The organism is Antarcticimicrobium luteum (assembly GCF_004358185.1).
In the GTDB taxonomy this organism is placed as follows: Bacteria; Pseudomonadota; Alphaproteobacteria; order Rhodobacterales; family Rhodobacteraceae; genus Antarcticimicrobium; species Antarcticimicrobium luteum.
Genome location: NZ_SMUV01000054.1, coordinates 32,392 through 56,674 on the forward strand (window position 1 = coordinate 32,392; position 24,283 = coordinate 56,674).

The following is a 24,283-nucleotide window of genomic DNA, read 5'->3' on the forward strand; positions in this document are numbered from 1 at the left end:
GATCATATTATGTGCGTATCCTGCCGTAAGAAGTCCCGCCCAACGGAACATGGGAGCCATTGCTTGACAGGCTGTGCTCTTACAATTGAAACTTCAATGAAAATCAACAGGACGCCGGCCCGTTAGTCCGGCAAATATGACAGGGAGTCATTCATGTATTCAAGTTTCGGAAAAATTACGCGACGCGCGTTGATGGCCGCCGCCGTCGCGATGCCGCTGGCGGCAACGTCGCTGGCCTCGCAGGCGACGGCAGAGACAGTCATGCGGGTCATCCCCCATGCGGATCTGAAGAACCTCGATCCGATCTGGACCACCGCCTATATATCACGCAACCACGGCTACATGATCTACGACACGCTGTTCGCGATGGACGAGAGCTTCAAGCCGCAGCCGCAGATGGTCGACACCTGGACCACGTCCGATGACGGTCTGGTCTGGACCTTTGTCTTGCGCGACGGGTTGAAATTCCATGATGGCGCGCCGGTCACCGGCGAGGACGTCGTTGCCTCGCTGACGCGCTGGGGCGCCCGTGACGGCATGGGCCAGCAGCTGTTCGGTGTGATCGACACGCTGGAGGCGCCGGACGCTAAGACCGTCGTCATGACCCTGAAGGAGCCCTATGGCCTGGTGCTGGAATCGATTGGCAAGATCTCGTCCAACGTGCCCTTCATCATGCCCAAGCGGATCGCCGAAACCGACCCGTTCGAGCAGATTTCCGAGTATATCGGTTCCGGTCCCTTCGTGTTCCAGGCCGATGAATGGGTGCCCGGGTCCACGGTCGTCTACACCAAGTTCGCGGATTATGTGCCGCGCGACGAGCCGGTCTCGGCTGCCGCCGGCGGCAAGATCGCCAAGGTCGACAAGGTGATCTGGCAGTATTTCCCCGATGCCACCACGGCGATGAATGCGCTGATGGCCGGTGAGGTCGACTATTACGAGGCTCCGGCCCCGGATCTTGCCCCGATCCTGGCGTCGAACCCGGACATCACCGTCGAGGTGAACGACCCGCTGGGCAGCATCGGCTTTGCCCGGTTCAACCACACGCTGCCGCCGTTCGACGACGCGGATGTGCGCCGGGCCGCGATCATGGCCATGAAGCAAGAGGACTACCTGGCCGCCGGTATCGGCGACTCGGCATACTGGAAGACCTGCTATTCGGTCTATCCCTGCGGCACGCCGCTTGAGAACGACGCCGGCTCCGATCTGATGGCCACCGGTGATACCGAAGCCGCCAAGGCCGCGCTGGCAAAGACCGGTTACGACGGCACGCCGGTCGTGATCATGCAGCCGACCGATATTTCGGTGCTTTCGGCCTTCTCGCTGGTGACTGCCGAAAAGCTGCGCGATGCGGGGTTCACCGTCAAACTCGAGGCGATGGACTGGTCGACCCTGACCTCGCGCCGGGCGCTGCGTGACCCGGTGGGCGAGGGCGGCTGGAACATGTTCCACACCTGGTGGATCGGTGCCGACGTGATCGATCCGATGTCGATCGCCTTCTCGGGCAGCCCGGACAAGGGCTGGTTCGGCTGGGCCGAAGACGCCGAGCTGGAGACGGCGCGCAAGGCGTTCTCGCAGGCGAGCTCGCTTGAAGAGAAGAAGGCCGCAGCCACCAAGGTGCAGGAACGGCTCTGGGCGATCGGCGCGTCGGGCGAACTGGGGCAGTTCTTTACCCCGGTGGCCTATCGCAACAACGTCAAGGGCCTGATCAAGTCGCCGGTCCAGTTCTTCTGGAACATGTCGGTCGAATAAGACCGTGAAGAACGTCCCGACGCGGGGGACGCCCCCCCGCGTCGGGACAAAGAATTGGGGCACCAAGCATGCTTTTCTACATCATCAAGCGTATTCTCATGACCATTCCCGTGATGGTCGTGGTGGCGCTCTTCGTCTTTCTGATGCTGCGACTGTCTCCGGGCGATCCGGCGGCGGTCATCGCGGGGGACTATGCCACCGCCGAGGATGTCGAACGGATCCGGGAACAGTTGGGGCTGTCCGAGCCGATCGTGGTCCAGTTCACGAAATGGCTGGGTCAACTCGTGCAGGGCGACCTGGGCACGTCGATCTTTTCGAACAAGCCGGTGGCCGAACTGATCGCCCAGCGGATCGAACCGACGATGCTGCTGGCGCTGACAACGATCCTGTTTTCGGTGTTTGTCGCGGTGCCGCTGGGCACGCTGGCGGCCTATCGCGCCGGGAGCTGGGTCGACCGGGTGGTCATGTTGTTCTCGGTCGGCGGCTTTTCGGTGCCGGTCTTCGTTCTGGGCTATGTGCTGATCTATGTCCTGTCGCTGAATCTCAAGCTCTTGCCGGTGCAGGGCTACCGCTCGCCCTTCACCGAGGGGATCGGCCCATTCCTGGCGCATATCACGCTGCCGACGCTGACGCTGAGCGTGATCTTCATCGCGCTGATCGCGCGGATGACCCGTGCTTCGGTGATCGAGGTGCTGGAAGAGGATTACGTCCGTACCGCGCGCTCCAAGGGGCAGAGCGAGTTCAAGGTGCTGCTGCGCCACGCGCTGCGCAACGCGGCCGTACCGATCATCACGGTCATCGGCATCGGCATCGCGCTGCTGATCGGCGGCGTGGTGGTGACCGAAAGCGTCTTCAACATCCCCGGCCTGGGGCGCCTTGTCCTCGACGCGGTGCTGGCGCGGGATTACCCGATCATCCAAGGGCTGATCCTGTTCTTCAGCTTCGTCTACATCCTGCTCAATCTGCTGATCGACCTCAGCTATTCTCTTCTTGACCCGAGGATCCGCTACTGATGGCCGAAATCGCAATACAGACCGAAGCCGACAAAAGCCAGGTCAGCATCTGGCGGATCGCGCTCAAGAACCGCTCGGTGTTCTGGGGCGGGCTGCTGCTTGTGATCATCGTGGTGATCGCCGTGCTCGGCGGGTTCTTCACCATCGATCCGATGAAGATCAACCCGATCTCGCGGCTGAAGCCGCCGGGAGAATACGGATTCTTCGGCACCGACCAACTGGGCCGCGACGTGTTCAGCCGGGTGGTGAACGGCGCCCGTATCTCGCTTACCATCGGGATCGCCGTGGCGGTGGTCTCGATCGTGATCGGCCTCTTCACCGGGCTGGTGGCGGGGTATTTCCGCTACATGGACGCTGTCATCATGCGGGTGATGGACGGGCTGATGTCGATCCCGGCGATCCTTCTGGCGATCGCGCTGATCTCGCTTTCCGGCGCGACGCTGACCACCGTGGTCATCGCCATCGTCATCCCCGAGATCCCGAGGGTGGTGCGTCTGGTCCGCTCGGTGGTGCTGACCGTGCGCGAAGAGCCCTATGTCGAGGCGGCGATCTCGGTCGGAACCCGTACCTGGCCGATCATGGTGCGCCACGTGCTGCCCAATACAATCGCGCCGCTGATCGTGCAGGCGACCTATGTCTGCGGCTCGGCGATGCTGACCGAGGCGATCCTGGGCTTTCTCGGCGCCGGTATCCCGCCGGAGATCCCGTCCTGGGGCAATATCATGTCCGAGGGCCGAACCTTCTTCCAACTGACACCGTGGATCATCTTCTTTCCCGGCGCCGCGCTGGCCGTGACCGTTCTGGCGGTCAATATCGTCGGTGACGGGCTGCGGGATTCGCTTGATCCGCGCATCGCGAGGAACATGCGATGACAGCCATTCTCGAAATCAGGGACCTGTCGGTGAGCTTGCCGCCGCAGGCCGACCGCCCCTTTGCGATCAAGGACATCACCTTCGAGGTCAATGCCGGTGAAATCGTCTGCGTGGTTGGCGAGTCCGGCTCGGGCAAATCGGTGACCTCGTTCACGGTCATGGGTCTGCACGACAAAAGGGCGCTGACGCCGGTGGCGGGGGAAATCCTGTTGCAGGGACAGAACGTCCTGACCGCCTCGGACGCCCAGATCCGGCGCCTGCGCGGCGAAAAGATGGCGATGATTTTTCAGGAGCCGATGACGGCGCTGAACCCGGTGGTCTCGGTCGGCGATCAGATCGGCGAGATCCTGGAAATTCATACCAGCCTGTCGGCATCTGAGCGCAAGGCCAAGGTGATCCAGGCGATGACGGACGTGCATTTGCCGGACCCTGAAAAGATGTACCGGTCCTATCCGCACCAGCTTTCCGGCGGCCAGCGGCAGCGGATCGTCATCGCCCTGGCGCTGGTTCTGGAACCGGTGCTGCTGATCGCGGACGAACCGACAACCGCGCTCGATGTGACCACGCAGGCGCAGATCCTTTTGCTGATCAAGGAGCTGCAGGAGCGGCGCGGCATGGGCGTGTTGTTCATCACCCACGATTTCGGCGTCGTCGCGGACATCGCCGATCGGGTGATCGTCATGCAGAACGGCGAGATCGTGGAACAGGGTCCGGTCGATCAGGTTCTCGGCGCGCCCCAGCACCCCTATACCAAAATGCTGATCGGCGCGGTGCCCTCGATGGACCCGCCCAGGCGCGAAGAGGCGACCGGGGTGCCGGCGCTCTCGGCCAATCACCTCGACAAGCTCTATGGCAACAAGGGGATGTTCGGCAAGGGCCGTGTCGTCCATGCCGTCGACGACGTCAATTTCGTCGTCCGCCGGGGCGAGACGCTGGGTATCGTCGGCGAATCCGGCTCCGGCAAATCCACGGTCGCGCGCTGTGTCATGCGGCTGATCGATCCGACCTCGGGCGAGGTCCTGGTCGGCGATACCGACATCGCAACGCTGAGAGAAGACCGGCTGCGTCCGCACCGGCGCGACATCCAGATCGTGTTCCAGGATCCGTACCGGTCGCTCAATCCGCGTCGCACCGTCGGGCAGTCGATCGTCGAGGGCCCGGTCAATTTCGGCCTCGATCCGAAAGAGGCGATGGAGCGGGCCCAGCGGCTGATGTCGATTGTGGGCCTGGCGCCGGAGGCGCTGGAGCGGTTCCCGCACCAGTTCTCGGGCGGCCAGCGCCAGCGGATCTGCATCGCGCGCGCCCTGGCGATGGAGCCGACCGTGCTGATCGCAGACGAGGCGGTGTCGGCACTGGATGTGTCGGTGCAGGCGCAGGTGCTCGACCTGCTGGACGACGTCAAGGACAAGTTCGATCTGGCCATGCTCTTCATCACCCATGACCTGCGGGTCGCGGCGCAGATCTGTGACCGGATCATGGTCATGCGCAAGGGCGTGGTGGTCGAAAGCGGCCCGACCGCCGAGGTGTTCGCCAATCCCCAGCACGAATACACGCGGGCGCTGCTCGCGGCGGCGCCGGGACACCGTTGGTTCGACAAGGCCCCGGCCTGAACCAACGACGGATCCGAGATCAGACAACAGGCCCCGGAATCGGGGCCTGTTTCTTTTGCGCCCGCCGGGTCCGGGCGGGCCGCTTTTGGGCCGGGACGGGGGTTGCGATGGCGGCGTTCGTGACCCTCTGACACGGGAAATCCGGATCAAAGGTGCCGGTTCCGCCTCCGGCCTGGATCGAAGCTGAGATCGCCCCATGCCGATAAGCCCCTGTTTCCATGTAATCTATCTGCTCTCGATGGCTCGCGGCGCCTATATTCGGTGTGGCCGCCTGCGGCCGGATGGCGCAAAACTATCGACAGGTGAATATTTTTAAAATAACGTTTCAAAAGCGGCAAGTCGTTCCAGGCCGCTGGGATAGATCATGCCGGGCCGGGCGCTGCCAGTGACCGCTCGTCATGAGGAGGAAATGGGACAGGGAGGAAACAAATGAACAAACTTGCAGCATTCGCGCTGGGGGCGTCGATGGCCTTGGGGTCCATGGTTGGGGCCGCGGTTGCGGAGCCGATCGTGATCAAGCTCGGGCACAGCTCCGAAGGCGACCTGCGCCTGCCCGGCTCGGGGCGGACCGCCTGTGTCGCGGCGATGAAGAATTACCTCGAGGTGGCCTCGGCGGGCGGGCTTCAGCTCGAGGTGCACCCGGACGGTGCGCTCGGCAACGCCCGCACGATGATCGAATCGGCGCAGACCGGCGTGATCCAGATGGTCGGCGCCTATACCTCGATCATGGTGCCCTTCGCGCCGGAGATCAGCGTCACCCAGATCCCTTATGTGTTCCGGGACAGCCTGACCGCGTGGAAGGTGATGGATGGTCCGCTTGGAGATGAACTGGCCGCCTCCTTTCTCAAGAAGACCGGGCTTCGCGTTCTGGCCTGGCCCGAAGGGGCGGGCTTCCGCAACATCTATTCGGAAAAGCCGGTCCACAGCCCGGCGGATCTGCAAGGCATGAAGATGCGCGTGCCGGAAAATCCCGGTCTGCTGGCGATGTTCCGCGGCTGGGGCGCCAATACCGTGACCATCACCTGGAGCGAGCTTTACACCTCGCTGCAATCGGGCATGGCCGAGGGGCACGATACCGAGCTCTATTCGATGTATTCGAAGAAACTGTATGAGGTGAACCCCTATGTCACCGTCACGCGGCACAGCTACAACCTGCATCCGATCCTGATCAACGAAGAGTTCTTTCAGTCGCTCACGCCGGAGAACCAGACGCTGATCCTGCAGGCCGGCGATCTCTGCGGCCGCGTCGGCAATGCCCAGTCGCTGCTCAGCTCGCTGGTGGTGAAGGCGGCGATGGAGGCCGAAGGGGCAACCTTCTACTACCCCACGGATGCCGAGATCGAAGAGTTCCGCGCGCTGGGACAGCAGCCCTACGTCGACACCATCGTCCGCAAGATCGGCGATGAAGGTCAGCAGTGGGTGGACAAGATCCTCGCCGCGTCCAAGGCAGCCGAGGCAGAGCAGTAAGGCCCCGGCAGTGCGGGTGCCGGCACCGCGAAGGGTGGGCTGACTGCGAGATTGCGCGTCACCCGCCCGCAGGTTCGGCCCCCGCCCGTATCGGAGCGTACAGAAGTCCCCCCGGATTGCCCGTTTTCACCGAGGTCCGCCAGTCTGGGCGGACCCCTCGTGGGCATCCGGCCCGCGGCGACAAGGAGAGCGTCGAAATGAACAAGCTGCTGATCGCATATCAGGCCTTTCTCGATCTGCTGGAAAAGGCCAGCATGGCAGTCGCCATGATCCTGACCGGTCTGCTGTTCGTGAATACGGCGACCGGGATCATTGTCGATCAGGTTGTCGGCAATTCCCTGATCTGGATCGAAGAGGTCAACAACCTGCTGTTCGCCTGGGCCATCTTCATCGGCGCCGGCATCATCGCGCGGCGCGGCGGGCACATCGGGGTCGAGATGATCTATGATCTTCTGGGACCGTATCTTCAGTGGGTGCTGCGGATCGTCTATGCCGCGCTGGCGCTGATCATCGTCTGGGTCATGGTCTATTACGGGGTCAAGATGGCGCTGTTCGTCGGCCGTTACCAGACCTCGCTCTATCTCGATATCAACCTGTTCTACTACTACCTCTCGGTTCCGGTCGGCGGCGCGCTGCTGGGGCTGTTCAGTATTGGCGCCGCGCTTCCCGATCCGAGGACGCCGGCGAACGTCATGCAAGAAGACATGCAAACCGTCGGAGTTGACCTGTGATCGGAATTATTTTTGGCAGTTTCGTCCCGATGCTGCTGCTCGGGGTGCCCATCGCGTTCTGCCTCGTGCTGATGACCGTCTTTGTCTATGTCGACATCGGCGATCCGCGCCTGTTTCTGCAAATTCCCCAGCGGATGTTCTCGAGCACCGAGAACCTGCTGCTGCTGGCGATCCCCTTCTTCATCATGGCCGGCGAGATCATGAACCGGGCCGGCATCACCGACAAGCTGATGACGCTGGCCGGATCGCTGGTCGGCTGGATCCGGGGCGGGCTCGCCCATACCAATATCGTCGCCAGTATGTTTTTTGCCGGCATCACCGGCTCGGCGGTGTCCGACACCGTCGCGGTCGGCGGGATCATGATCCCCGCGATGAAGGAAAACGGCTACAGTGAGGAGTACAGCGCTGCCGTCACCGCCGCGAGTTCGGTGATCGGGCCGATCATCCCGCCCAGCATTCCGATGCTGGTCTATGCGTCGGTGATGAACGTGTCGATCGCCGGGCTGTTCCTGGCGGGCATGCTGCCGGGGATCCTGGTGGCGATCGCCCTGATGATGACCGCCTATATCATCGCGGTCCGCAAGGGCTATGGAGAGCGCGCGCCGTTCGTCGGCGTCCTGCGGCTGCTGCTGGCGGTGGTTCACGGCATTCCCGCGTTGCTGCTGCCGGCGCTGATCATGGGCGGCATCCTCGGCGGGTTCTTCAGCCCGACCCAGGCCTCGGCCGTGGCGGTGATGTACGGGCTCGCGGTCGGATTTCTGTTCTACCGCAGCCTCAAGCTGTCGGACATCGTGCCGATCCTGCGGCACACGGTGCGGGCGACGGCGATGATCATGTTCCTGATGGCCTGCGCCAAGACCTTCAGCTGGCTGGTGAGCTATTACAATCTGGTCGAGCATGTGACGCTGCTGTTCGTGACGCTGACCGCGAACAAATATGTGTTCCTGCTGCTGGTGAACGTCCTGTTCCTGATCATCGGGATGTTCCTGGACATGGGGTTCGCCATCATCGTGCTGGGGCCGCTGCTGGCGCCGATCGCCTATCAGTACGGGGTGGACCCGATCCATTTCGGCCTGATCACCTGCACCAACCTGACCATCGGACTGGCCTCGCCACCCTTCGGGCTGGTGCTATTTGCCGCCTGCGGGATTTCAAACGTCAGTCTGGCGCGGCTCAGTTGGGCGATCCTGCCCTTTATCGCGGCCGAGATCGTGGTGCTGTTGCTGATCACCTATGTGCCGTTCTTCACGATGTTCTTCCCGCGGCTGTTCGGCTACGCCTAGGGCGGAACGCTCAGGCGCGGCCGCGGACCTGCGGCGCGCCCGGGCCTCACCGGCCATCCATGAATTGCAAGCCCGAACGTGGGCGTCACGAACGGGCCGCCGGCGCGTACGGACCCGGTCGGTCGGGGCGTGACAGGGGGTTAGACAGGGCGTTTCCCCGCGCCATTTCCAGACTCAAGGGAGGACGAGGAATGTCATCGGATAGAGCGGCGGCGTCTGGCCGATCATCGGGCACCACCGAGGAGGCCGGGGTTCACAGGCAGCTCTCCGGCCTGATGAACCCGCAAAGCGTGGCGGTCATTGGCGCCAGCGCCAAGGCAGAGGGATGGAGCGGCGCTGCGGTGCCGGTGCTGCGGCGGCTGGGGTACACGGGCAAGATCTTTCCGGTGAACCCGAAATACGAGGAATTGAACGGGCTGCCCTGTTACCCCTCGGTCTCGGCCATTCCCGAGCCGGTCGACGCGGCGCTGATGTTCGTGCCGCAACGGGCGCTGCCGGACATTCTGGAGGATTGCGGCAGGAAGGGCGTGCGCGGCGCGGTGATCCTCGCCTCGGGCTTTTCCGAGACCGGCGAAGAGGGCAGGGCGCTAGAGGAGCGGCTGCGCGAGGTGGCGAACCGCAACCGGATCGCCATCTGCGGGCCGAATTGCCTTGGCCTCGCCAATCTCGACAGCGGCTTCATGGGGCTGACGGCGGCGACCTTTCCGGCGGATCTCTCGGCCGGGCGCACCGCGCTGATCTCGCAAAGCGGGCAGCTCCTGATGGTGCTGCTGGCGCGCGCCCACGATCAGGGTGTGCATATGCGCTATCTCGTCTCCACCGGCAACGAGCTGAACGTCGAGGCGGCGGATTACGCCAGCTGGGCCTTGCAGGACCCGCAGATCGCCTCGGTCTGCATGGCGCTGGAGGGGCTGCGCACGCCGTCCCGCTTCCTTGATCTGGCGGCGCGGGCCCGGGCGGCGGACAAGCCGCTGATCGTGCTGAAACTGGGCCGCAGCCAGCGCGCCGCGCGCACCGCGCTGGCCCATACCGGCAAGATGGCGGGCGCCTTCCGAACCTATGAAGCGGTGTTCCGGCAGGCCAATGTGGTCTCCGTCGACGACCCGCTGGAGCTGGCCGATGTGGCGGCCCTGTTCGAGAAATGCCCGGCGCCGCGCGGCGAGCGAATTTCGGTGGTCACCTTTTCCGGCGGCTGGAGCGGCGTGATGGCCGATCAGGCCGAGGCGCTGGGCTTGCCGATGGCGGATTTCACCGAGGCGACGGTCGAGAAGCTGAAACCGCTTTTGGATTTCACTCCACCGGTGAACCCGCTGGACCTGTCGGGGAACGTCAACAACCACCCCGAACGCTGGGGCGCGAGCCTGGAGGCGGTGCTGGCGGACGAGAACACCGATATCATGGTGGTCTTCATCCATCAGGTGCGTGAGGCCTGGCGCGGCAATCTGATCGGGCCGGTGCTGGAGCTGGCGAAGATCGCCGAAAAACCCATCGTCGTGGTCTATGACGGCGGCAAGGTGGTGGAGGCGGGGTACGAAAAACTGGCCGCCGACCGCAGCCTGCCGATCTATCGCGGCAGCCAGCAGATGCTGAAGGCGCTGAAGCGTTTCGTGGACTATCACCGGCGCAAGGCGGAAGGGCCGGGCGAGGCGGCGTCGCTGGAGATGCCTGCTGGGGCTGCGAAAATCGTTGATACCCTCCTGGCGCAGGGCGGGCGCAGCCTGTCGGAATATGCCGCCAAGGAGGCGTTACGGGCCTATGGCCTGCCGATGGTGGGCGAGAGGCTGGTTCTGACCGAAGACGAGGCGCTGGCGGCGGCCGAAGGGATCGGCTTTCCGGTGGTGATGAAGGGGCTCGCCGACGGGATGGAGCACAAGTCCGACGCCGGGCTGGTGCACCTCGGTCTCTCCGATGCCGACGCGGTACGCGCGGCGTTTGCCGACCTGGAGGGCAAGCTTTCGGGGCACACCCTGAACGGAGAGGCCGCGCCCTGTATCGTACAGAAAATGGTCAAGGGCGGGGTCGAGGCGATTCTGGGGATGCAGAACGATCCCGACTTCGGCCCGATGATCCTGGTCGGCGTCGGCGGGGTAATGACGGAGCTTCTGAACGACGTCGCCCTGCGCCGGGCGCCGCTGACCGCCAAGGACGCGCGGGAGATGATCGACGAGACCCGGCTGGGCAAGCTGCTCGCCGGATTCCGGGGGGCGCCAAGGGCGGATCGCGCGGCGCTGGAGGAGGCGATCCTGCGGCTCTCCGCCCTCTCGGTGGCCCATGCGGAGACCGTCGAGAGCATCGACATCAATCCGGTCTTGGTGCTGCCCGAGGGCGAGGGCTGCGTCGCCGTCGATGCGTTGATCATCAAGCCGGAGGATGCGGCATGACCGATCTGCTGACCGGTCCCGAGGACATGGCGTTCCGGGAGGAGATCCGCGCGTTCGTCGCGGCGAACCTGCACCCGGAGACCCGTGCCAAGGTGGCGCGCGGCGCGCCGCTGGCGCGGGAGGATTTCGCGCGCTGGCAGCGCAGCCTTTTCGAACGGGGCTGGGTCGCCCCGGCCTGGCCGGTGGAACATGGCGGCCCGGGCTGGACCGCGCGGCAGCGCCTGATCGCGGATGAGGAAATGTTCCGCCTGCATACGCCGCCGCTGCCGGGCTTCGGCCTCAAGATGATCGGCCCGATCCTGATGCGTTTTGGCTCAGAGGCGCAGCAGAAACGCTTCCTGTCCGGCATCCTGTCGGGGGACGACTGGTGGTGCCAGGGGTTCAGCGAGCCGGGCGCGGGATCGGACCTCGCCTCGCTGCGCACGCGTGCGGTGCGAGTCGCGGGCGGCTGGCGGATTTCCGGGTCGAAGACCTGGACCACCTACGCGCAATACGCCAACTGGATCTTTTGCCTGGTGCGCACCGATCCCGAGGTGAAGCGGCAGGAGGGCATCTCGATGATGCTGGTTGACATGACCTCGGAGGGGGTGTCGCGGCGTCCGATCCGGCTGATGGACGGGACCGAGGAGGTGAACGAGATCTTTCTCGACGATGTCTTCGTGCCCGATGATCTGGTGGTGGCCGAGATCAACAAGGGTTGGACCTATGCCAAGGCGCTGCTGGAGAACGAGCGGTTCGGCATCGGCGGCATCGGCCGGTCGAAGCACCTGCTGCAGCGGGTGCGGGAGATGGCCGTGGCCGCCGGGCGTGGGGCCGATCCGGAGATTGTCGCAGCGCTGGCGGGCTATGAGATCGACATCATGGCGATCGAGGCGACCACGCTGCGGCTGCTGAGCGCGGCCGAGGCGGGGGTTCGGATCGGGGCGGAAACCTCGTTGCTGAAGATCCGCGGCACCGAGATCCAGCAGGGGCTGACCGAGCTGATGATGGACATCGCGGGGCCTGCGGCACTGCCCGAACGGGAGAGCGCCTGTGTCGAGGAGCCGTTCGAGAATGCCGCCTATCAGTTTCTGAACTGGCGCAAGCTGTCGATCTACGGCGGCAGCAACGAGATCCAGCGCGGCATTCTGGCCGGGCAGGTTCTGGGGCTTTGAGGAGGATATCATGATCCATTTCGACCTTCCCTCCGACGTGGCGCTGCTGCTCCGGGACACCGCCGAGCGTTTCGTGGCGGAGAATTACGCCTTGCCCCAACGGGCGGAGATGCTGGCGGCCGCGCCGGAGGAGGCCCCGCGGCTCTGGTCCGCCATGGCGGAGTTGGGATGGCTCGCCGCCCCCTTGCAGGAGGCGGTGGGCGGGCTTGGCCTGACGCCGGTGCATATCGTGCCGCTGCTGGAGGCGCTGGGCGCCGGGCTGGTGCTGGAGCCGGTGGTGCCGGCGATGCGCTGCGCCGCCACGCTGGCGCGGGCCCTGCCGGAAAACGAGGCGGCCACGGCGCTGGAGCCGGTCCTTTCCGGGGAGCGGATCGAGGTGCTGGCCGAAGGGGCCGAGGGTGCGCCGATTACCGCGACCCGCGATGGCGACAGGGTGATGCTTTTGGGCACCGCACCGTTGGTGCCGGGCGGGGCGGCTGCGGCGGCCTTCTGGGCCGTGGCAGAGCTCGGCGGTGCGCCGATTCTGATCCGGGTGGCAGCGGAGGCGGCCTCGGTCGCGGCGTTCCGGCTGCTCGACGGGCAGGCGGCGGCGCGGGTGTGCTTCGACGGGGCGTCCTGCGCGGTCAGCGAGGCCGTTCCCGATTGCGCCGGGGCGGCGCTGGACTTCGGCACCGACATGGGGCTGGTCGGCGCTCTGGCCGAGTGCAGCGGTTTGATCGACGCGCTTTACCGGGCGACACTCGACTATGTGAAGCTGCGCGAGCAGTTCGGCCGCCCCATCGGCCGGTTCCAGGCGGTGCAGCATCGCATGGCGGATATGTTCATCGCCCGGGAAGAGGCGCGCTCGATGCTGCATCTCGCCGCCGAGGCGCTGGAGAGCGAGGATGCCGGGTTCCGGGCACGGCTGGTCTCGGCTGCGCGGGTGAAGATCGCCGACAATGCGCGCCGGGCGCTGCGCGATGCGGTGCAGCTTCATGGCGGCATGGGGGTGACCGATGAGCTGGCGGTGGGTCATATGGTCAAGCGGCTGCTGGTTCTGACCCAGCTCGGCGGCAGCCGTGGGGCGCATCTGAAACGATTCAGGGATACCGCGTAGCCGGGTTTGCCGGGCTCACCGCGCAGGGGGGGCTTGGTTCGATGGGGCGATTTGACCGGTGGCCCGGAGGGCTACAGCGTCATGCCGCCGTCAACCACCAGAACATGGCCGGTGACCATGCTGGCCCCGGCGCAGAGGTAGAGCACCGCCTCGGCGATATCCTCGGGGTCCGAGCGGCGTTTCAGCACCGCCAGATCGCGCGCCCATTGCTTGCGTTCCTCGGGCCAGTTCTCGGTCCAGGGTGTCTTGGTCTGGCCGGGGGCGACGGCGTTGACCCGCACCTGGGGTGCCAGCCCGCGCGCCAGGCTGCGGGTCAGGCTCACCAGCGCGGATTTGCTGGCGGCATAGGCGATGGAGCTGCCCTGCTGGCCGATCCCGGCGATCGAGGTCATGTTGACGATGGCGCCGCGGCTTTGCGTCAGCGCCTCGGCGGCGGCATGGGCGCAGCGGAAGGCGCCGATCAGATTGGTGTTGAGCAGAAGCTGCCAGAACTCCTCGGTCATCTTGTCGAGCTCGGCGGGCGGGATCTTGTCGCGGGTGCCCGAGGTGCCGGCGTTGTTCACGAGATAGTCCAGCCCGCCCATGGAGGCGATTGCGGCGCCCACCATCGCCTCGGCATTGCCGGGGGTGGAGATGTTGCCGGGGGCCGCGATCACGTCCAGCCCCTGCGCGGCAAGCTCGGCAACCCTGGCGGGTCCGGTGGGGTCATCCTCCAGATGGTTCAGCGCCACCTTCGCCCCCATCTGCGCCAGCATGGTCACGGTGGCGAGCCCGATGCCCGAGGCGCCGCCGGTCACCAGCGCGCGTTTTCCTGTCAGATCGGCCTTGATCACTTGCTCTCTCCCTTGAGGTTCTGAAGGTGCGCCTTGAGCCGCAGCAATTGCAGATCGCGGTCGCGAAACAGCTCTTCGGCGGGCGTGTCGCCGTAGTCGTAGAAGCCGGCGCCGGCGCGCACGCCGCTGCGGCCCGCCGCGATCAACCGGTCCAGCACCGGGGTTTCGCCATTGTTGCCGGGCGGCTGATACCTGCGTCCGGCGATGCCGTTTCGCACCATCTCCAGCCCGGTGTAGTCCATCTTTTTCATGTGGCCGAGCACGGCGAGGCGGTGGACCAGCCCGTGTTGGATCGAGCGGTCGATGTCCTGCGCCGAGACCCATCCTTCGTCGATCATGCGCAGGCTTTCCAGGTTCAGGGCCGCCTGTAACCGGTTGGCGATATAGCCGGGCACCAGCCGGTCGAAGACCACCGGCATCTTGCCGAACCCGGTATAGAGCGCGCGCAGATCCTCGATCACCTCGGGCGCGGTCTGCGGTCCGGGGGCAAGGTCGACCAGATCGACGATATAGGGGGGCGTGTACCAATGCGCGACGGCGGCGCGGGCCTGCCGTGCAACCGGGATCAGCGGGAAGACGTCGAGATAGGAGGTGTTGGAGGCGAGGATCGCGGTCGGCGGCGCATGCGCGTCGATCCGGGCGAAGACGGCGCGCTTGACCTCGGGCTTTTCCACCACGGCCTCGACCACCAGATCCGCCCCCGCCACCGCTTCGGCGAGCGTGTCGGAGAGAGAGATCCGGTCAAGCGCGGCGCGCCCCTCAGCCCCGGACAGGCTGCCGGCCTCCTCCAGCGTCGCCAGCGCGGCGCGGATCAGGTCCGGGGCGGCGGCCAGCACCTCAGGGTTGCTGTCGTGCAGCCGCACGCGGCAGCCGCCAAGCGCATGGACCAGCGCCAGCGCATGGCCCATGGTGCCGGCGCCGATCACGGCGGTGGTTTCGAGTGTCATCGGGTTTCCTCCTCCGGGGGTGTTGCGCGCGTCCATGTCAGGCGCTGAGTCTGCGGATCAGGCGGACGCCGAGATCGACATTCTCGCTTTGTGCCTCCGGCACTGCGAGCCGGTGCAGGATATGCCGCGCCACCGCCGCGCCGATTTCATCGTGCGGCGGCCGGATGGTACTGAGCGGCGGGTTGGTATGGGCGGCGATGTCCAGATCGCCATAGCCGAGAATGGCCAGATCCTGCGGAATGCGCAGGCCCATCCGCGCGGCCTCGAACATCGCGCCCACGGCCAGCATGTCGCCGGAAAAGGCGATGGCGCGGGTGTCGGGCTGCCGCTGCAGAATCTGCCGCAGCGCGGCGGCGCCTTCGCCCAGCTCGCGGCTTTTCGCGTCCGCGATCAACGGATCCTGACCGGCCAGATGCCGTACCTGCTCGGCAAATCCCTGCGACCGGGCGCGGGCGCGGGCGTCCTGACCGAGGATCGCGCCGACATAGGCGACCTTGTCGAACCCCTGTTCGGCAAAGTAGCGGCCGGCGAGGCGCCCCGCCTCGCGATTGCTGAAGCCGATGCCGGTGTCGAGGGGGCGGTCGTCGTGGTCCCACATCTCGACCACCGGACAGGGAGCCGCCGACAACAGGCCCACGGTGCCACGGGTGTGGTCGCGGCCGGTGATCACCAGAGCGGAGGGATTCCAGCTGCAGAACGCCGTGGCGATCCGCTCTTCGCGCGCAGCGTCATAAGCGTGCTGGCCGATCAACAGCTGATAGCCCTCGGCCTCGAGGATCGTTGTCATCCGGTCCAGCGTGGCGGCGAAGAAGGAGTTGGTGAGGCTGGGCACGATCACGCCAACCAGCGGGGTGCGCGCCCCGGCGAGGCTGCCGGCAATGCGGTTCGGTGCATAGCCCAGGCGCGCGGCGGCCTCCTGCACCCGGGCGCGCAGCCGCTCGGAGACCGTTTCAGGCGATTTCAGCGCCCGCGATACCGTGGCGGGCGAGACGCCGGCGACCCTGGCGACCTCTTCCATCCGGACGCGGCGGGGCGCGGGGTGCGATCTGTCGGTCGGTGTCACGGCGGCGCGGTCCCTCGTTTCCGTCCTGGGCGGCATGGATGCCGGGTGGGGTCTGGGGATCCTTGTAACCGAATTCATGAAAAATGAAAGACAATTTCAAAAAAGCGGATTCCATGGTTGAAAACGGGCGTGATTCCTGAAATCAAGTTTTGAAAGCGCTTTCATATGCGCCGGATACCGCAACCCAACAGGACATCAGATCATGCCCATCACGACACCGGAACCGATGAACGGGGCACGTTTCATCGCCGAATCCTTCAAGGCGCTCGGCGTCAGCCACGTGTTCTTCATGGACGCGATCCTGCGCCCGACGCTGGTCGAGATGGAGGCGCTGGGCATCACCCGTGTCCTGGCCCATTCCGAGAAGTCTGCCGCCTATATGGCTGACGGTTATGCGCGGATCTCGAACCGTGTCGGCGTCTGCATGGCGCAGTCGGTCGGCGCGGCGAACCTGGCGGCGGGGCTGCAGGACGCCCGTCTGCACCGCGCGCCGCTGGTGGCGCTGACTGGGCGAAAGGAACCGATGCTGCGCTATCGCAACGCCTATCAGGAGGTGGATCACACCGCGCTGTTCACACCGATGACCAAGGCGACGATGGATGTGGCCGAGGCGCGCGAGCTGCCGCATCTGCTGGCGCAGGCCTTTCGCATGGCGGCGGATGGCTCGCCCGGGCCGGTGCATCTGGACCTGAACGGTCTGGGCGGTGAGATTCTGGAAAAGGGCGAGGTGGCGCGCCCGGTTCTGCCCGATCCGGCGCTGGGGTCTCTGCCGCGCCACCGGCCCGTCGCGCCGCCCGCGGTGATCGCCGCGGCCGCCGAGCGTCTGGCGCAGGCCGAGCGGCCGGTCCTCGTGGTGGGGGCAGGGGCCATTCAGGCCGGGGCGCAGGCCGAGGTGCTGCGCCTTGCCGAGGGGGCCAGGATCCCGGTGGCCACCTCGTTGGGCGGGCGCACGATCATTCCCACCACCCACCCGCTGCACATCGGCACGGTCGGCACCTATTCGGCGCCGCCGGGTAACCGGCTGGTGCATGAGGCCGATCTGGTGATCTTCATCGGGTGTCACGCGGGGGATCAGCCAACCAACGCCTATACCGTGCCGGCGCAGGGCACCGCGATCATCCAAATCGACCTCGACGGGCAGGAGATCGGGCGGAACTATCCCGATACCACCGGCGTCTGGGGCTGCCCGAAACAGGCCGTGGCGGATCTGGCCGGCGCGGTGACGTCGCGCGATTGCTGGGGCGACTGGGCCGCGCATGTCGGTCAGGTCGTCGGGGATTGGCGCGCGGAGATGGCGCCGCTGCGATGCGCCGACGCGACCCCGGTGACGGTCGAGCGGCTCTGCCAGGAGGTCTCTGACGCGCTGCCGGAGAACGGCGTGCTGGTCGCCGACACCGGGTATTCGGGGATATGGACCGCCACCATGTTGGAGCTGCCGCACCCGGGGCAGAGTTATCTGCGCGCGGCCGGCTCGCTCGGCTGGGCGTTTCCGGCGGCGCTGGGGGCGCAATGCGGCGCGCCGGAGCGCCCGGTGGTCTGCTTCTCCGGCGACGGCGCGTTCTATTACCACCTGAGCGAGCTGGAGACCCAGCGGCGCTGGAATATTCCTGTGGTGACGGTGATCAACAACAATTCGGGATTCGGGCAGGGCACACCCAAGGTCGCGTCGTTCTACGAGGGCCGCGAGGGGGGCAGCCCGGAGGAGATCAACCGCTTTGGCCCCACCGATTTTGCGGCCTTGGCGCGGGAGTTCGGGGTCGAGGGCATCCGGGTGGAAGACCCGGCCGATCTGGGGCCGGTATTGCGGCAGGCGATTGCGGCGCGCAAACCGGTGCTGATCGACGTGGTGACTGACATTCATCCGCGCGCGCCGGAGGCCTGGAACCCGCCGATGGGGTGAAGAAATGGCACGAGGGCGCGATGCCGGACAGAGTCGATCTTTCGGCAAAGCGCCCCCTTGTCCGGAACAAAGGCGCGACGCGCCGCCGGGCAGCGCCCGACCGCGCCGTCGCACCGGAGGTGCGCCACTATTGGTCGGCACGCCTTCGGCGTGACGGGCGGGCGCTGCTGCAACCGTCGCACTCAGACCTGACGCTCGATGTGGCGGCCCCCTAAAGTGACGCTCTCACAGCGATGCAGCGCCCCGACCGCAGTCGGGCGCTGCACTCTGTTGAGCCTTTGGAACGATGTGCCTCAAAGCCGAGGCCCGGCCGATCCGGCCCTCAGATCACCATCGCCTGGCCGCCGTTGATGTCGAGCGAGGCGCCGTTGACGAACCCGGCCTCTTCCGATGCGAAATAGGCCACGGCGGCGGCGATATCCTCGACCGTGCCGTGACGGCGGACGGGGATGGATTGCAGCACCTTTTGCCGCTCGTCTTCCGACTGCCGTTCGGCCAGCAGCCGCTGAACCCGCGGCGTCTGGATCGCGCCGGGGCAGAGGGTGTTGCAGGTGATGCCATGCGGGCCGAACTCCTGCGCGAGTTGCAGGGTGAAGGCCTGCATCGCCCCCTTGGACGCGGCATAGTTCGCCCCCGCGAACAGGCTGCCGAAGCGGCCCGCCTTGGACCCCATGTTGATGATCCGGCCGTAGCCCGCCGCAACCATATGCGGCAGCACCGCCCGGGTGGTGCGCACGCAGGCCGTGACATTGACGTCCATCACCCGCTCCCAGTCCGCCTCGCTCTGGTCGAGAAAGCGGAACGGGGTGTGCAGCGAGCCGCCGATGTTGTTGACCAGAACGTCGATCGCGCCGCGCTGGGCGATACCGGCGACGGCGGCCTCGATCGCCGCGCCGTCGGTCATGTCGAGCGCCTCGGCGGTGACGGCGAGGCCCGCATCGCGGGCCTCTGCCTCTGCCTCTGCCAGCGCCTCGGCGTCGCGGTCCCAGATGGTGACCGCCGCGCCCTCCTGCGCCAGCCGGAAGGCCATGCCGCGCCCCAGCCCGCTGCCGGCGGCGGTGATCAGCGCGCGCCGACCTTCAAAGCGGCGCCCCTCAAAGCGGCGCATTGTCGACCGCCTCGTGATGGCTGGCCTCGGGGTCGACCTTGACGTCGACGACGACCGGTCCGCCAATCCTGTGCGCCTCTTCCAGCGCATCGCGGATCTCGCCGGGGTGATAGACGGTCATCCCCTTGGCGCCCATCCCCTCGGACACCTTGGCGAAGTCCACGTCGTTGAAATCGACCGCGATCCGCTTGTCGCCGAGGTTGTCGCGCACCATGCCCAGCCCGGCGTTGTTGGAGACCAGGAACACCACGTCGAGGTTCTGCTGCACCGCGGTCGGCAGAACCTGCACCGTCATCATGAAGCCGCCGTCGCCCGCCAGACAGGTGACGCGTTTGTCAGGCCGCACGATCTTGGCCGCCGCAGCCGCCGGTCCGCCCCAGCCCATGACGCCGGTGCCGCCCGGCACCAGAAGCTGGCCGGGATACGGCATCCGCAGCCCGAAGGTGGCCCAGATCCGCTGCGCGCCGGCATCGAGCGCGAGGATGTCGTCGGGTCCGAGAAAGCCTTGCAGTCCGCGAACCACGTCGGTGTGATGCACCGTGCCCTGCGCCGAGGGGAGGTCGGGCAGGTCGAAATAGCCATGGCGTGTCTTCAGGTCCATCCCGGCCTCGGTGCGGGGCGTCGCGCGCTCTTCGGACAGGCCGATCTCGCCCAGCATGGCCAGCACGTCGCCGACATCGCCGGTGATCGCCAGATCGACCGGATAGACCCACCCGGCATTACGCGGATCGACATCCACCTGCACCAGGGTCTGCTCGCCCGGGCGGATCAGGCCGGGATCGCGGAACCGGGTATAGTCGGGGCCCATCGAGGCGCCGAGCATCACCACCAGATCCGCCTGCGCCACCACCCGGTTGGCAGTGCGGTGACCCCAGGTGCCCATCATGCCGGCACAGACGGGCGAGGTCTCGGCGATCACGCCCTTGGCGTTGTAGCTGGTCGCCACCATGATGCCGGCCTTTTCCGCCAGCGCCTGCAGGGCCTCGCCGGCCTCTGCCGCCACCACGCCGTTGCCGGCGACGATCACCGGCCGCTCTGCCTTGTCGATCAGCCCGGCCAGCTCGGCCACAGAGGCGCGGTCGGGCCGGGCCGGGGTATAGGCGTAATAGCCCGGACTGGGGTAGATCACCGGTTGCGCGGTCTCCGGGAACTCCTGCCGGATGATCGAGGTCTTCATCACCACCGCCGCCGGGCCCATCCGCGGCAGCGAGGCGTGTTTCACCGCCATTTGGGTGCCGAACACCGCCTCTTCGGGCGAGGTGGCGTAGGTGCTGTACTTGGTGATCGGCTTGAGCGAGGCCAGCGCGTTTGCTCCGCCATAATCGCCGGTCATGGTCTGATAGCAGCCCATCTGGCCATAGCCGTCGTAATCGGAGGTTTCGGTCAGCACCACCATCGGCGATCCGGCGAAATGCGCCTCGAGGATGCCAAGGCCCCCCATGGTGGTGACCCAGGGGCCCTGGCCCATCAGCACCGAGGGCTTGCCGGTGATCCGCCCGGCTGCCTGCGCCATGATCGAGGCGATCCATTCGTTGCGGCACAGGACAACCTCGAAGTCGTCCTTGGCGTCATAGAACGCCGGCAGGGACCATGTGACACCCAGCCCCGGCAGGGTAAAGGCCCGTTTCACGCCGCTTTCGATCAGTGTGCGGACCACCATCTCGTTCGTTTTCGTCATTGTCTTTCGGTCTCCTCCCGGATTGGGCCGGACGCGCGCCGGACAGCGGCGGGCAATCTCGCTCCTCGCCGGCAAAGCTATCGGTTTCGAAATTGGCTTGCAAACATTTTTGAAATTGTGTTTTAAAAAGAATTGAACATGATCTGACCCGCCTGGGAGGCTGTCACGGTCGCACAGGTGCGAGCGCGAAGGCGGGCAGGCAGAGCGTTCGGGACACGTCGGGGGAGGCGGTGCGGCGCCGGCGCTGTGCTGGCCCGCCGGGCGGGCTTCGGTGCGGGGCCGCATACTGCCGTGGCTCCGATGCCGGGAGGAAAGGGAACAGATGACCAAGCGACCGGAGTTGATTTTCATGACCGGGGCCACCGGTTTCCTCGGATCCTGGATCATCGCCCTTCTGGCGGATCGGGGTGTTCGGGTCGTTGCCACCGATGTCAGCGACGATTATCGCCGGCTGGCGCTGCTGCGGCCGGACCTGCCGGAAGGTCTGGTCGATGTCCGCGTCTGCGACGTGACCGACGCCGCCGCGCTCGAGGCGCTGATCGCCGAGACCCGGCCAAGCGGCATCATCCATCTGGCCGCGCTGCAGATCCCGCAATGCCGGGCGATGCCGGCGCGGGCGGCGGCGGTCAATATCGGCGGGCATATCAACGTGTTCGAGGCGGCGCGAAAGGCCGGGATCGAGCGGATCATCTATACCAGCTCGATCGCCGCGAAACCGCGCGGGCCGGAGAACGCGCCATCGAACCTTTATGGTGTGTTCAAGAAGACGGACGAGGAAATCGCCCGGATCTACTGGCAGGATCACCGGCAGCCGAGCCTCGGGCTGCGCCCCTACGTCGTTTATGGCGTCGGACGCGACGACGGCGAGACCTCGGCCATCACGCGGGCGATCGAGGCGGCGGCGCTGGGGCAGGCCTATGAAATCCCGTTCTCAACCCGTAGCTGTTTCCAGTATGCCGGCGACGTCGCCGAGGTCTTTGCCAGGGCGGCATCGGCCAGCTGGGACGGGGCGCTGTTGTCGGATATCACCGACAGGACGCATTCCACCGACGATGTGCTGGCCGCCATTCAGGCGGTCGTCCCCGGGGCGGCGGTGCGCGGCGCCGACCTGGTGCGGGTGTCGCCCGGCGACGGGTTCGATACAGGCCCCCTGCGCCAGGTGATCGGCGAGGTTCCCGAACGCTCCCTGACCGACGGAATCCGCGAGACCGTCGCGCTCTACCGCCGGATCGCCGCGCGCTGATCCGGGGTCGGGGCGGCGGGCGTTTGCCTTTGGTATTTCCGATGGCTATGTCTCTGTGCCAGTATGGCATTCCGACAGCCTTCAGAATGGACACCGCCTTGGTCAAAAGAAAAGAAGCACCGCCCGCGTCGAGTGGGCAGAAAGATTACCGGATCAATTCCGGCCTCGCGCGGGGGCTGGCCGTTCTCAAGGCGTTCGGTCCGGACAACCGCCCGATCGGAAACGCCGAGATCGCCGCGCGCGTCGAACTGCCCAAGGCGACGGTGTCGCGGCTGACCTTCACGCTGACCGAGCTTGGTTATCTCAATTGCGACGAGGATACCGGCCGCTATTCGCTGGGGCCGGCGGTCCTGACGCTGGGCTATGACGTCATGGCGCAGATGGAGATCCGTGACATCGCCCGCCCCTATATGCAGGAATTGGCGGAATATGCCGATGCCAGCGTGTATCTGGGCACGCCCAACGGCAATGAAATCATCTATATCGAGGCCTGCCGAACCCCGGCGTCGATGGCGATCCGGCTTGGCGTCGGATCGCGTATTCCGATGGTCAGCACCGGCATGGGGCGGGCCTATCTTGCCGCCCTGCCGGAAAAGGAGCGCGAGGCGTTTCTGGCCGCTGTTGCGCCGCAATACGGCGAGTCCTGGCCCGAGGTCGAGGCCGGCGTCCGCGCCGCCGTCGCCTATGCGGGCGAGCATGGCTTTGCCATGAGCGGCGGTGACTGGATCGCCGAGGCGAATTCCGCAGGCGCGGTCATTCGGCGTCCGGACGGCTATCCGGTCTACGCGATCAATGTGGGCGGCCTGCGTTCGATCATCACAACCGAGCGGCTGGAGCAGGATCTGGCGCCGCGCCTGCTGGCGGTGGCGCGCAAGATCGAACATATCGCGCGCGGCATGCTTTAAGGGGCTGCGGGGGCCTTCAGATCCGGTGGGATCGGCACCGCCTTGCGGCTGCCATGATCCATCAGGATCGACAGCACCTGGCCGGCGGCGTAAAGCCTGCCGGTCACCGCGTCCTCGATCTGGTGGCCGAAGCGATAGGTCTTTGCGCCCAGCTCGATGCAATGGCTGGTCTGGCGCAGCACCGCGCCCGCGGCCGGCGGGGTGAAACAATCAAGCTTCATCTCCAGCACCACACGGCCCAGGTTATGCTCGCGCAGCCAGGGCGTGACGGCGCCGACCAGTGCCCAGGCAGACTGCCCGCCATTGCTGAAGCTGGAGATCAGACGCTCGGCCCGCCAGACGCCGGCATGGTCCATGTCGGAAGGCAGCACATGGGTGATGCAGGTCACCGCCGCGGCCCCGGCGGCGATCAGCGCGTCGGTGCCTTCGACCGGCGGCGTCGGCCCTTCGGGCAGACCGCGCGGCGCAACCTGTGGAAAATCGGAGAGCGGCAGCGGCGCAAGCCGGGACGTGTCACCGTCAAGCCGGTCGAGCGAGCAGCAGCACAGGGTGTCTCCGTCCACGGTCAGCCGGTGCATCAGGAACACCGCGCCGTGCGCGTCGCGGACGGGCAGGGTGAAGACCGTCGCGGTGTCGTCCACATGCAGTTCCCGATAAAACCGGGTATGGGCCGAGGCCATCGCCGTGCCCGCCAGCCCGTTGCGTTGGCGGAACAGATACCCGGCCTCGCGGAACCGCTGATGAAAGAACTGCACGTTCAGATGAGCGTTGGAATCGCATTCCCAGGTCTGCACCGTGGAAACATGGGTGAGATCGCCGTCGAGCATTGCCTGCATTTCCTTCCTTATTCACATCCGGCCAGCCAGGCGTCGAACGAATAGCGCCCCGGTCCGTGCAGGGCGAGCGCCAGGTAACCGCCGGTCAGGGAGATGTTCTTGAGCAGCATGGTCATGTCGGTCGGCTCGGCCAGATCGCCATAGGCCAGCAGGCCGGATGCGAGGCAAAACCCCGATTGCCCCAGGGCCACCGGCCGGGTTGCCGCGGCGAGGATCAGCAGCAGCCCGCTGAGGATCAGGAACCAGAACACCAGCCCGCCAAGCATGATCGGCACTCCCTCCTGCGCCAGCCGCTCGGCAAAGCCGCGGACATCGCCGATCTGCGCCAGTCCCGCCATCAGGAACAGCACCGACAGCAGGATGCGCGCGATCAATGAGAGAGGAGCGTCCAGTCTTTCGGCCAGACGCTCCATC

Annotated in this window: 20 protein-coding genes; 13 read left to right on the forward strand and 7 right to left on the reverse strand. The window is 66.1% G+C overall.

The genetic code is table 11. The annotated features are described in order from the left end of the window. The first annotated feature begins 192 nt into the window (after positions 1–192). The 10 genes from E1832_RS05620 to E1832_RS05665 all read left to right on the forward strand — a co-directional run bounded on the left by E1832_RS05620 (position 193) and on the right by E1832_RS05665 (position 13,356). On the forward strand, positions 193–1,749 hold the full coding sequence (locus E1832_RS05620; protein WP_133358755.1) for an ABC transporter substrate-binding protein: 1,557 nt from the start codon (positions 193–195) through the stop codon (positions 1,747–1,749). A 68-nt stretch (positions 1,750–1,817) separates the two neighbouring features. Continuing rightward, positions 1,818–2,762, forward strand: coding sequence for an ABC transporter permease (locus tag E1832_RS05625; RefSeq protein WP_133358756.1), 945 nt, complete (start codon positions 1,818–1,820; stop codon positions 2,760–2,762). Beyond that, a complete protein-coding gene (locus E1832_RS05630; protein WP_133358757.1) occupies positions 2,762–3,634 on the forward strand; it encodes an ABC transporter permease in 873 nt (290 codons plus the stop codon). The genes E1832_RS05625 and E1832_RS05630 overlap by 1 nt, the downstream gene beginning before the upstream one ends. After that, positions 3,631–5,244: an ABC transporter ATP-binding protein gene (locus E1832_RS05635; RefSeq protein WP_133358758.1), complete on the forward strand. Its 1,614-nt coding sequence runs from the start codon at positions 3,631–3,633 to the stop codon at positions 5,242–5,244. Before E1832_RS05630 ends, E1832_RS05635 begins: the two co-directional genes overlap by 4 nt. A gap of 429 nt (positions 5,245–5,673) precedes the next feature. Then, the gene (locus E1832_RS05640; RefSeq protein ID WP_133358759.1) at positions 5,674–6,711 is read left to right on the forward strand and encodes a TRAP transporter substrate-binding protein; all 1,038 of its coding nucleotides are present in this window, start codon (positions 5,674–5,676) and stop codon (positions 6,709–6,711) included. A 197-nt stretch (positions 6,712–6,908) separates the two neighbouring features. Further along, on the forward strand, positions 6,909–7,442 hold the full coding sequence (locus E1832_RS05645; RefSeq protein ID WP_133358760.1) for a TRAP transporter small permease: 534 nt from the start codon (positions 6,909–6,911) through the stop codon (positions 7,440–7,442). Continuing rightward, positions 7,439–8,725, forward strand: a complete 1,287-nt coding sequence (locus E1832_RS05650) for a TRAP transporter large permease (RefSeq protein ID WP_133358761.1) — start codon at positions 7,439–7,441, stop codon at positions 8,723–8,725. Before E1832_RS05645 ends, E1832_RS05650 begins: the two co-directional genes overlap by 4 nt. Positions 8,726–8,916: 191 nt before the next feature. Beyond that, positions 8,917–11,106, forward strand: a complete 2,190-nt coding sequence (locus E1832_RS05655; RefSeq protein ID WP_165978805.1) for an acetate--CoA ligase family protein — start codon at positions 8,917–8,919, stop codon at positions 11,104–11,106. Further along, complete coding sequence (locus E1832_RS05660) at positions 11,103–12,260, forward strand: acyl-CoA dehydrogenase family protein (protein WP_133358763.1); 1,158 nt, start codon at positions 11,103–11,105, stop codon at positions 12,258–12,260. Before E1832_RS05655 ends, E1832_RS05660 begins: the two co-directional genes overlap by 4 nt. Positions 12,261–12,270: 10 nt before the next feature. Continuing rightward, positions 12,271–13,356, forward strand: coding sequence for an acyl-CoA dehydrogenase family protein (locus tag E1832_RS05665; RefSeq protein WP_133358764.1), 1,086 nt, complete (start codon positions 12,271–12,273; stop codon positions 13,354–13,356). A gap of 71 nt (positions 13,357–13,427) precedes the next feature. Here E1832_RS05665 and E1832_RS05670 read toward each other — a convergent pair whose 3' ends face one another. Genes E1832_RS05670 through E1832_RS05680 form a run of 3 tightly spaced genes read right to left on the reverse strand, consistent with a single transcriptional unit; the run spans position 13,428 to position 16,199 of the window. Continuing rightward, a complete protein-coding gene (locus tag E1832_RS05670) occupies positions 13,428–14,189 on the reverse strand; it encodes an SDR family NAD(P)-dependent oxidoreductase (RefSeq protein ID WP_133358765.1) in 762 nt (253 codons plus the stop codon). Further along, positions 14,186–15,136 (reverse strand): 3-hydroxyacyl-CoA dehydrogenase family protein, encoded by a 951-nt coding sequence (locus E1832_RS05675; protein WP_133358766.1) that lies wholly within the window; start codon positions 15,134–15,136, stop codon positions 14,186–14,188. Before E1832_RS05675 ends, E1832_RS05670 begins: the two co-directional genes overlap by 4 nt. Positions 15,137–15,173: 37 nt before the next feature. Beyond that, a complete protein-coding gene (locus tag E1832_RS05680) occupies positions 15,174–16,199 on the reverse strand; it encodes a LacI family DNA-binding transcriptional regulator (RefSeq protein ID WP_165978806.1) in 1,026 nt (341 codons plus the stop codon). Positions 16,200–16,401: 202 nt separating this feature from the next. On the opposite strand from E1832_RS05680, the gene E1832_RS05685 reads away from it, so the two are divergent. Beyond that, positions 16,402–18,099: a thiamine pyrophosphate-binding protein gene (locus E1832_RS05685; protein ID WP_206021008.1), complete on the forward strand. Its 1,698-nt coding sequence runs from the start codon at positions 16,402–16,404 to the stop codon at positions 18,097–18,099. Between the two features lie 322 nt (positions 18,100–18,421). Here the strand turns inward: E1832_RS05685 and E1832_RS05690 are convergent, their stop codons facing one another. Together E1832_RS05690 and E1832_RS05695 are read right to left on the reverse strand one after the other, a co-directional pair. Next, positions 18,422–19,207, reverse strand: coding sequence for an SDR family NAD(P)-dependent oxidoreductase (locus E1832_RS05690; protein ID WP_133358768.1), 786 nt, complete (start codon positions 19,205–19,207; stop codon positions 18,422–18,424). Further along, on the reverse strand, positions 19,194–20,885 hold the full coding sequence (locus tag E1832_RS05695; RefSeq protein ID WP_133358769.1) for a thiamine pyrophosphate-binding protein: 1,692 nt from the start codon (positions 20,883–20,885) through the stop codon (positions 19,194–19,196). The genes E1832_RS05690 and E1832_RS05695 overlap by 14 nt, the downstream gene beginning before the upstream one ends. A 322-nt stretch (positions 20,886–21,207) precedes the next feature. On the opposite strand from E1832_RS05695, the gene E1832_RS05700 reads away from it, so the two are divergent. Together E1832_RS05700 and E1832_RS05705 are read left to right on the forward strand one after the other, a co-directional pair. Beyond that, positions 21,208–22,128, forward strand: a complete 921-nt coding sequence (locus tag E1832_RS05700) for an NAD-dependent epimerase/dehydratase family protein (protein ID WP_133358770.1) — start codon at positions 21,208–21,210, stop codon at positions 22,126–22,128. A gap of 98 nt (positions 22,129–22,226) precedes the next feature. Next, positions 22,227–23,033 (forward strand): IclR family transcriptional regulator, encoded by an 807-nt coding sequence (locus tag E1832_RS05705; protein ID WP_165978807.1) that lies wholly within the window; start codon positions 22,227–22,229, stop codon positions 23,031–23,033. Here E1832_RS05705 and E1832_RS05710 read toward each other — a convergent pair. Continuing rightward, a complete protein-coding gene (locus E1832_RS05710) occupies positions 23,030–23,860 on the reverse strand; it encodes a thioesterase family protein (RefSeq protein ID WP_133358772.1) in 831 nt (276 codons plus the stop codon). The two genes, E1832_RS05705 and E1832_RS05710, sit on opposite strands and share 4 nt — an antisense overlap. Positions 23,861–23,877: 17 nt before the next feature. Then, the gene (locus E1832_RS05715; protein WP_133358773.1) at positions 23,878–24,282 is read right to left on the reverse strand and encodes a DoxX family protein; all 405 of its coding nucleotides are present in this window, start codon (positions 24,280–24,282) and stop codon (positions 23,878–23,880) included. Position 24,283: the final 1 nt, after the last annotated feature.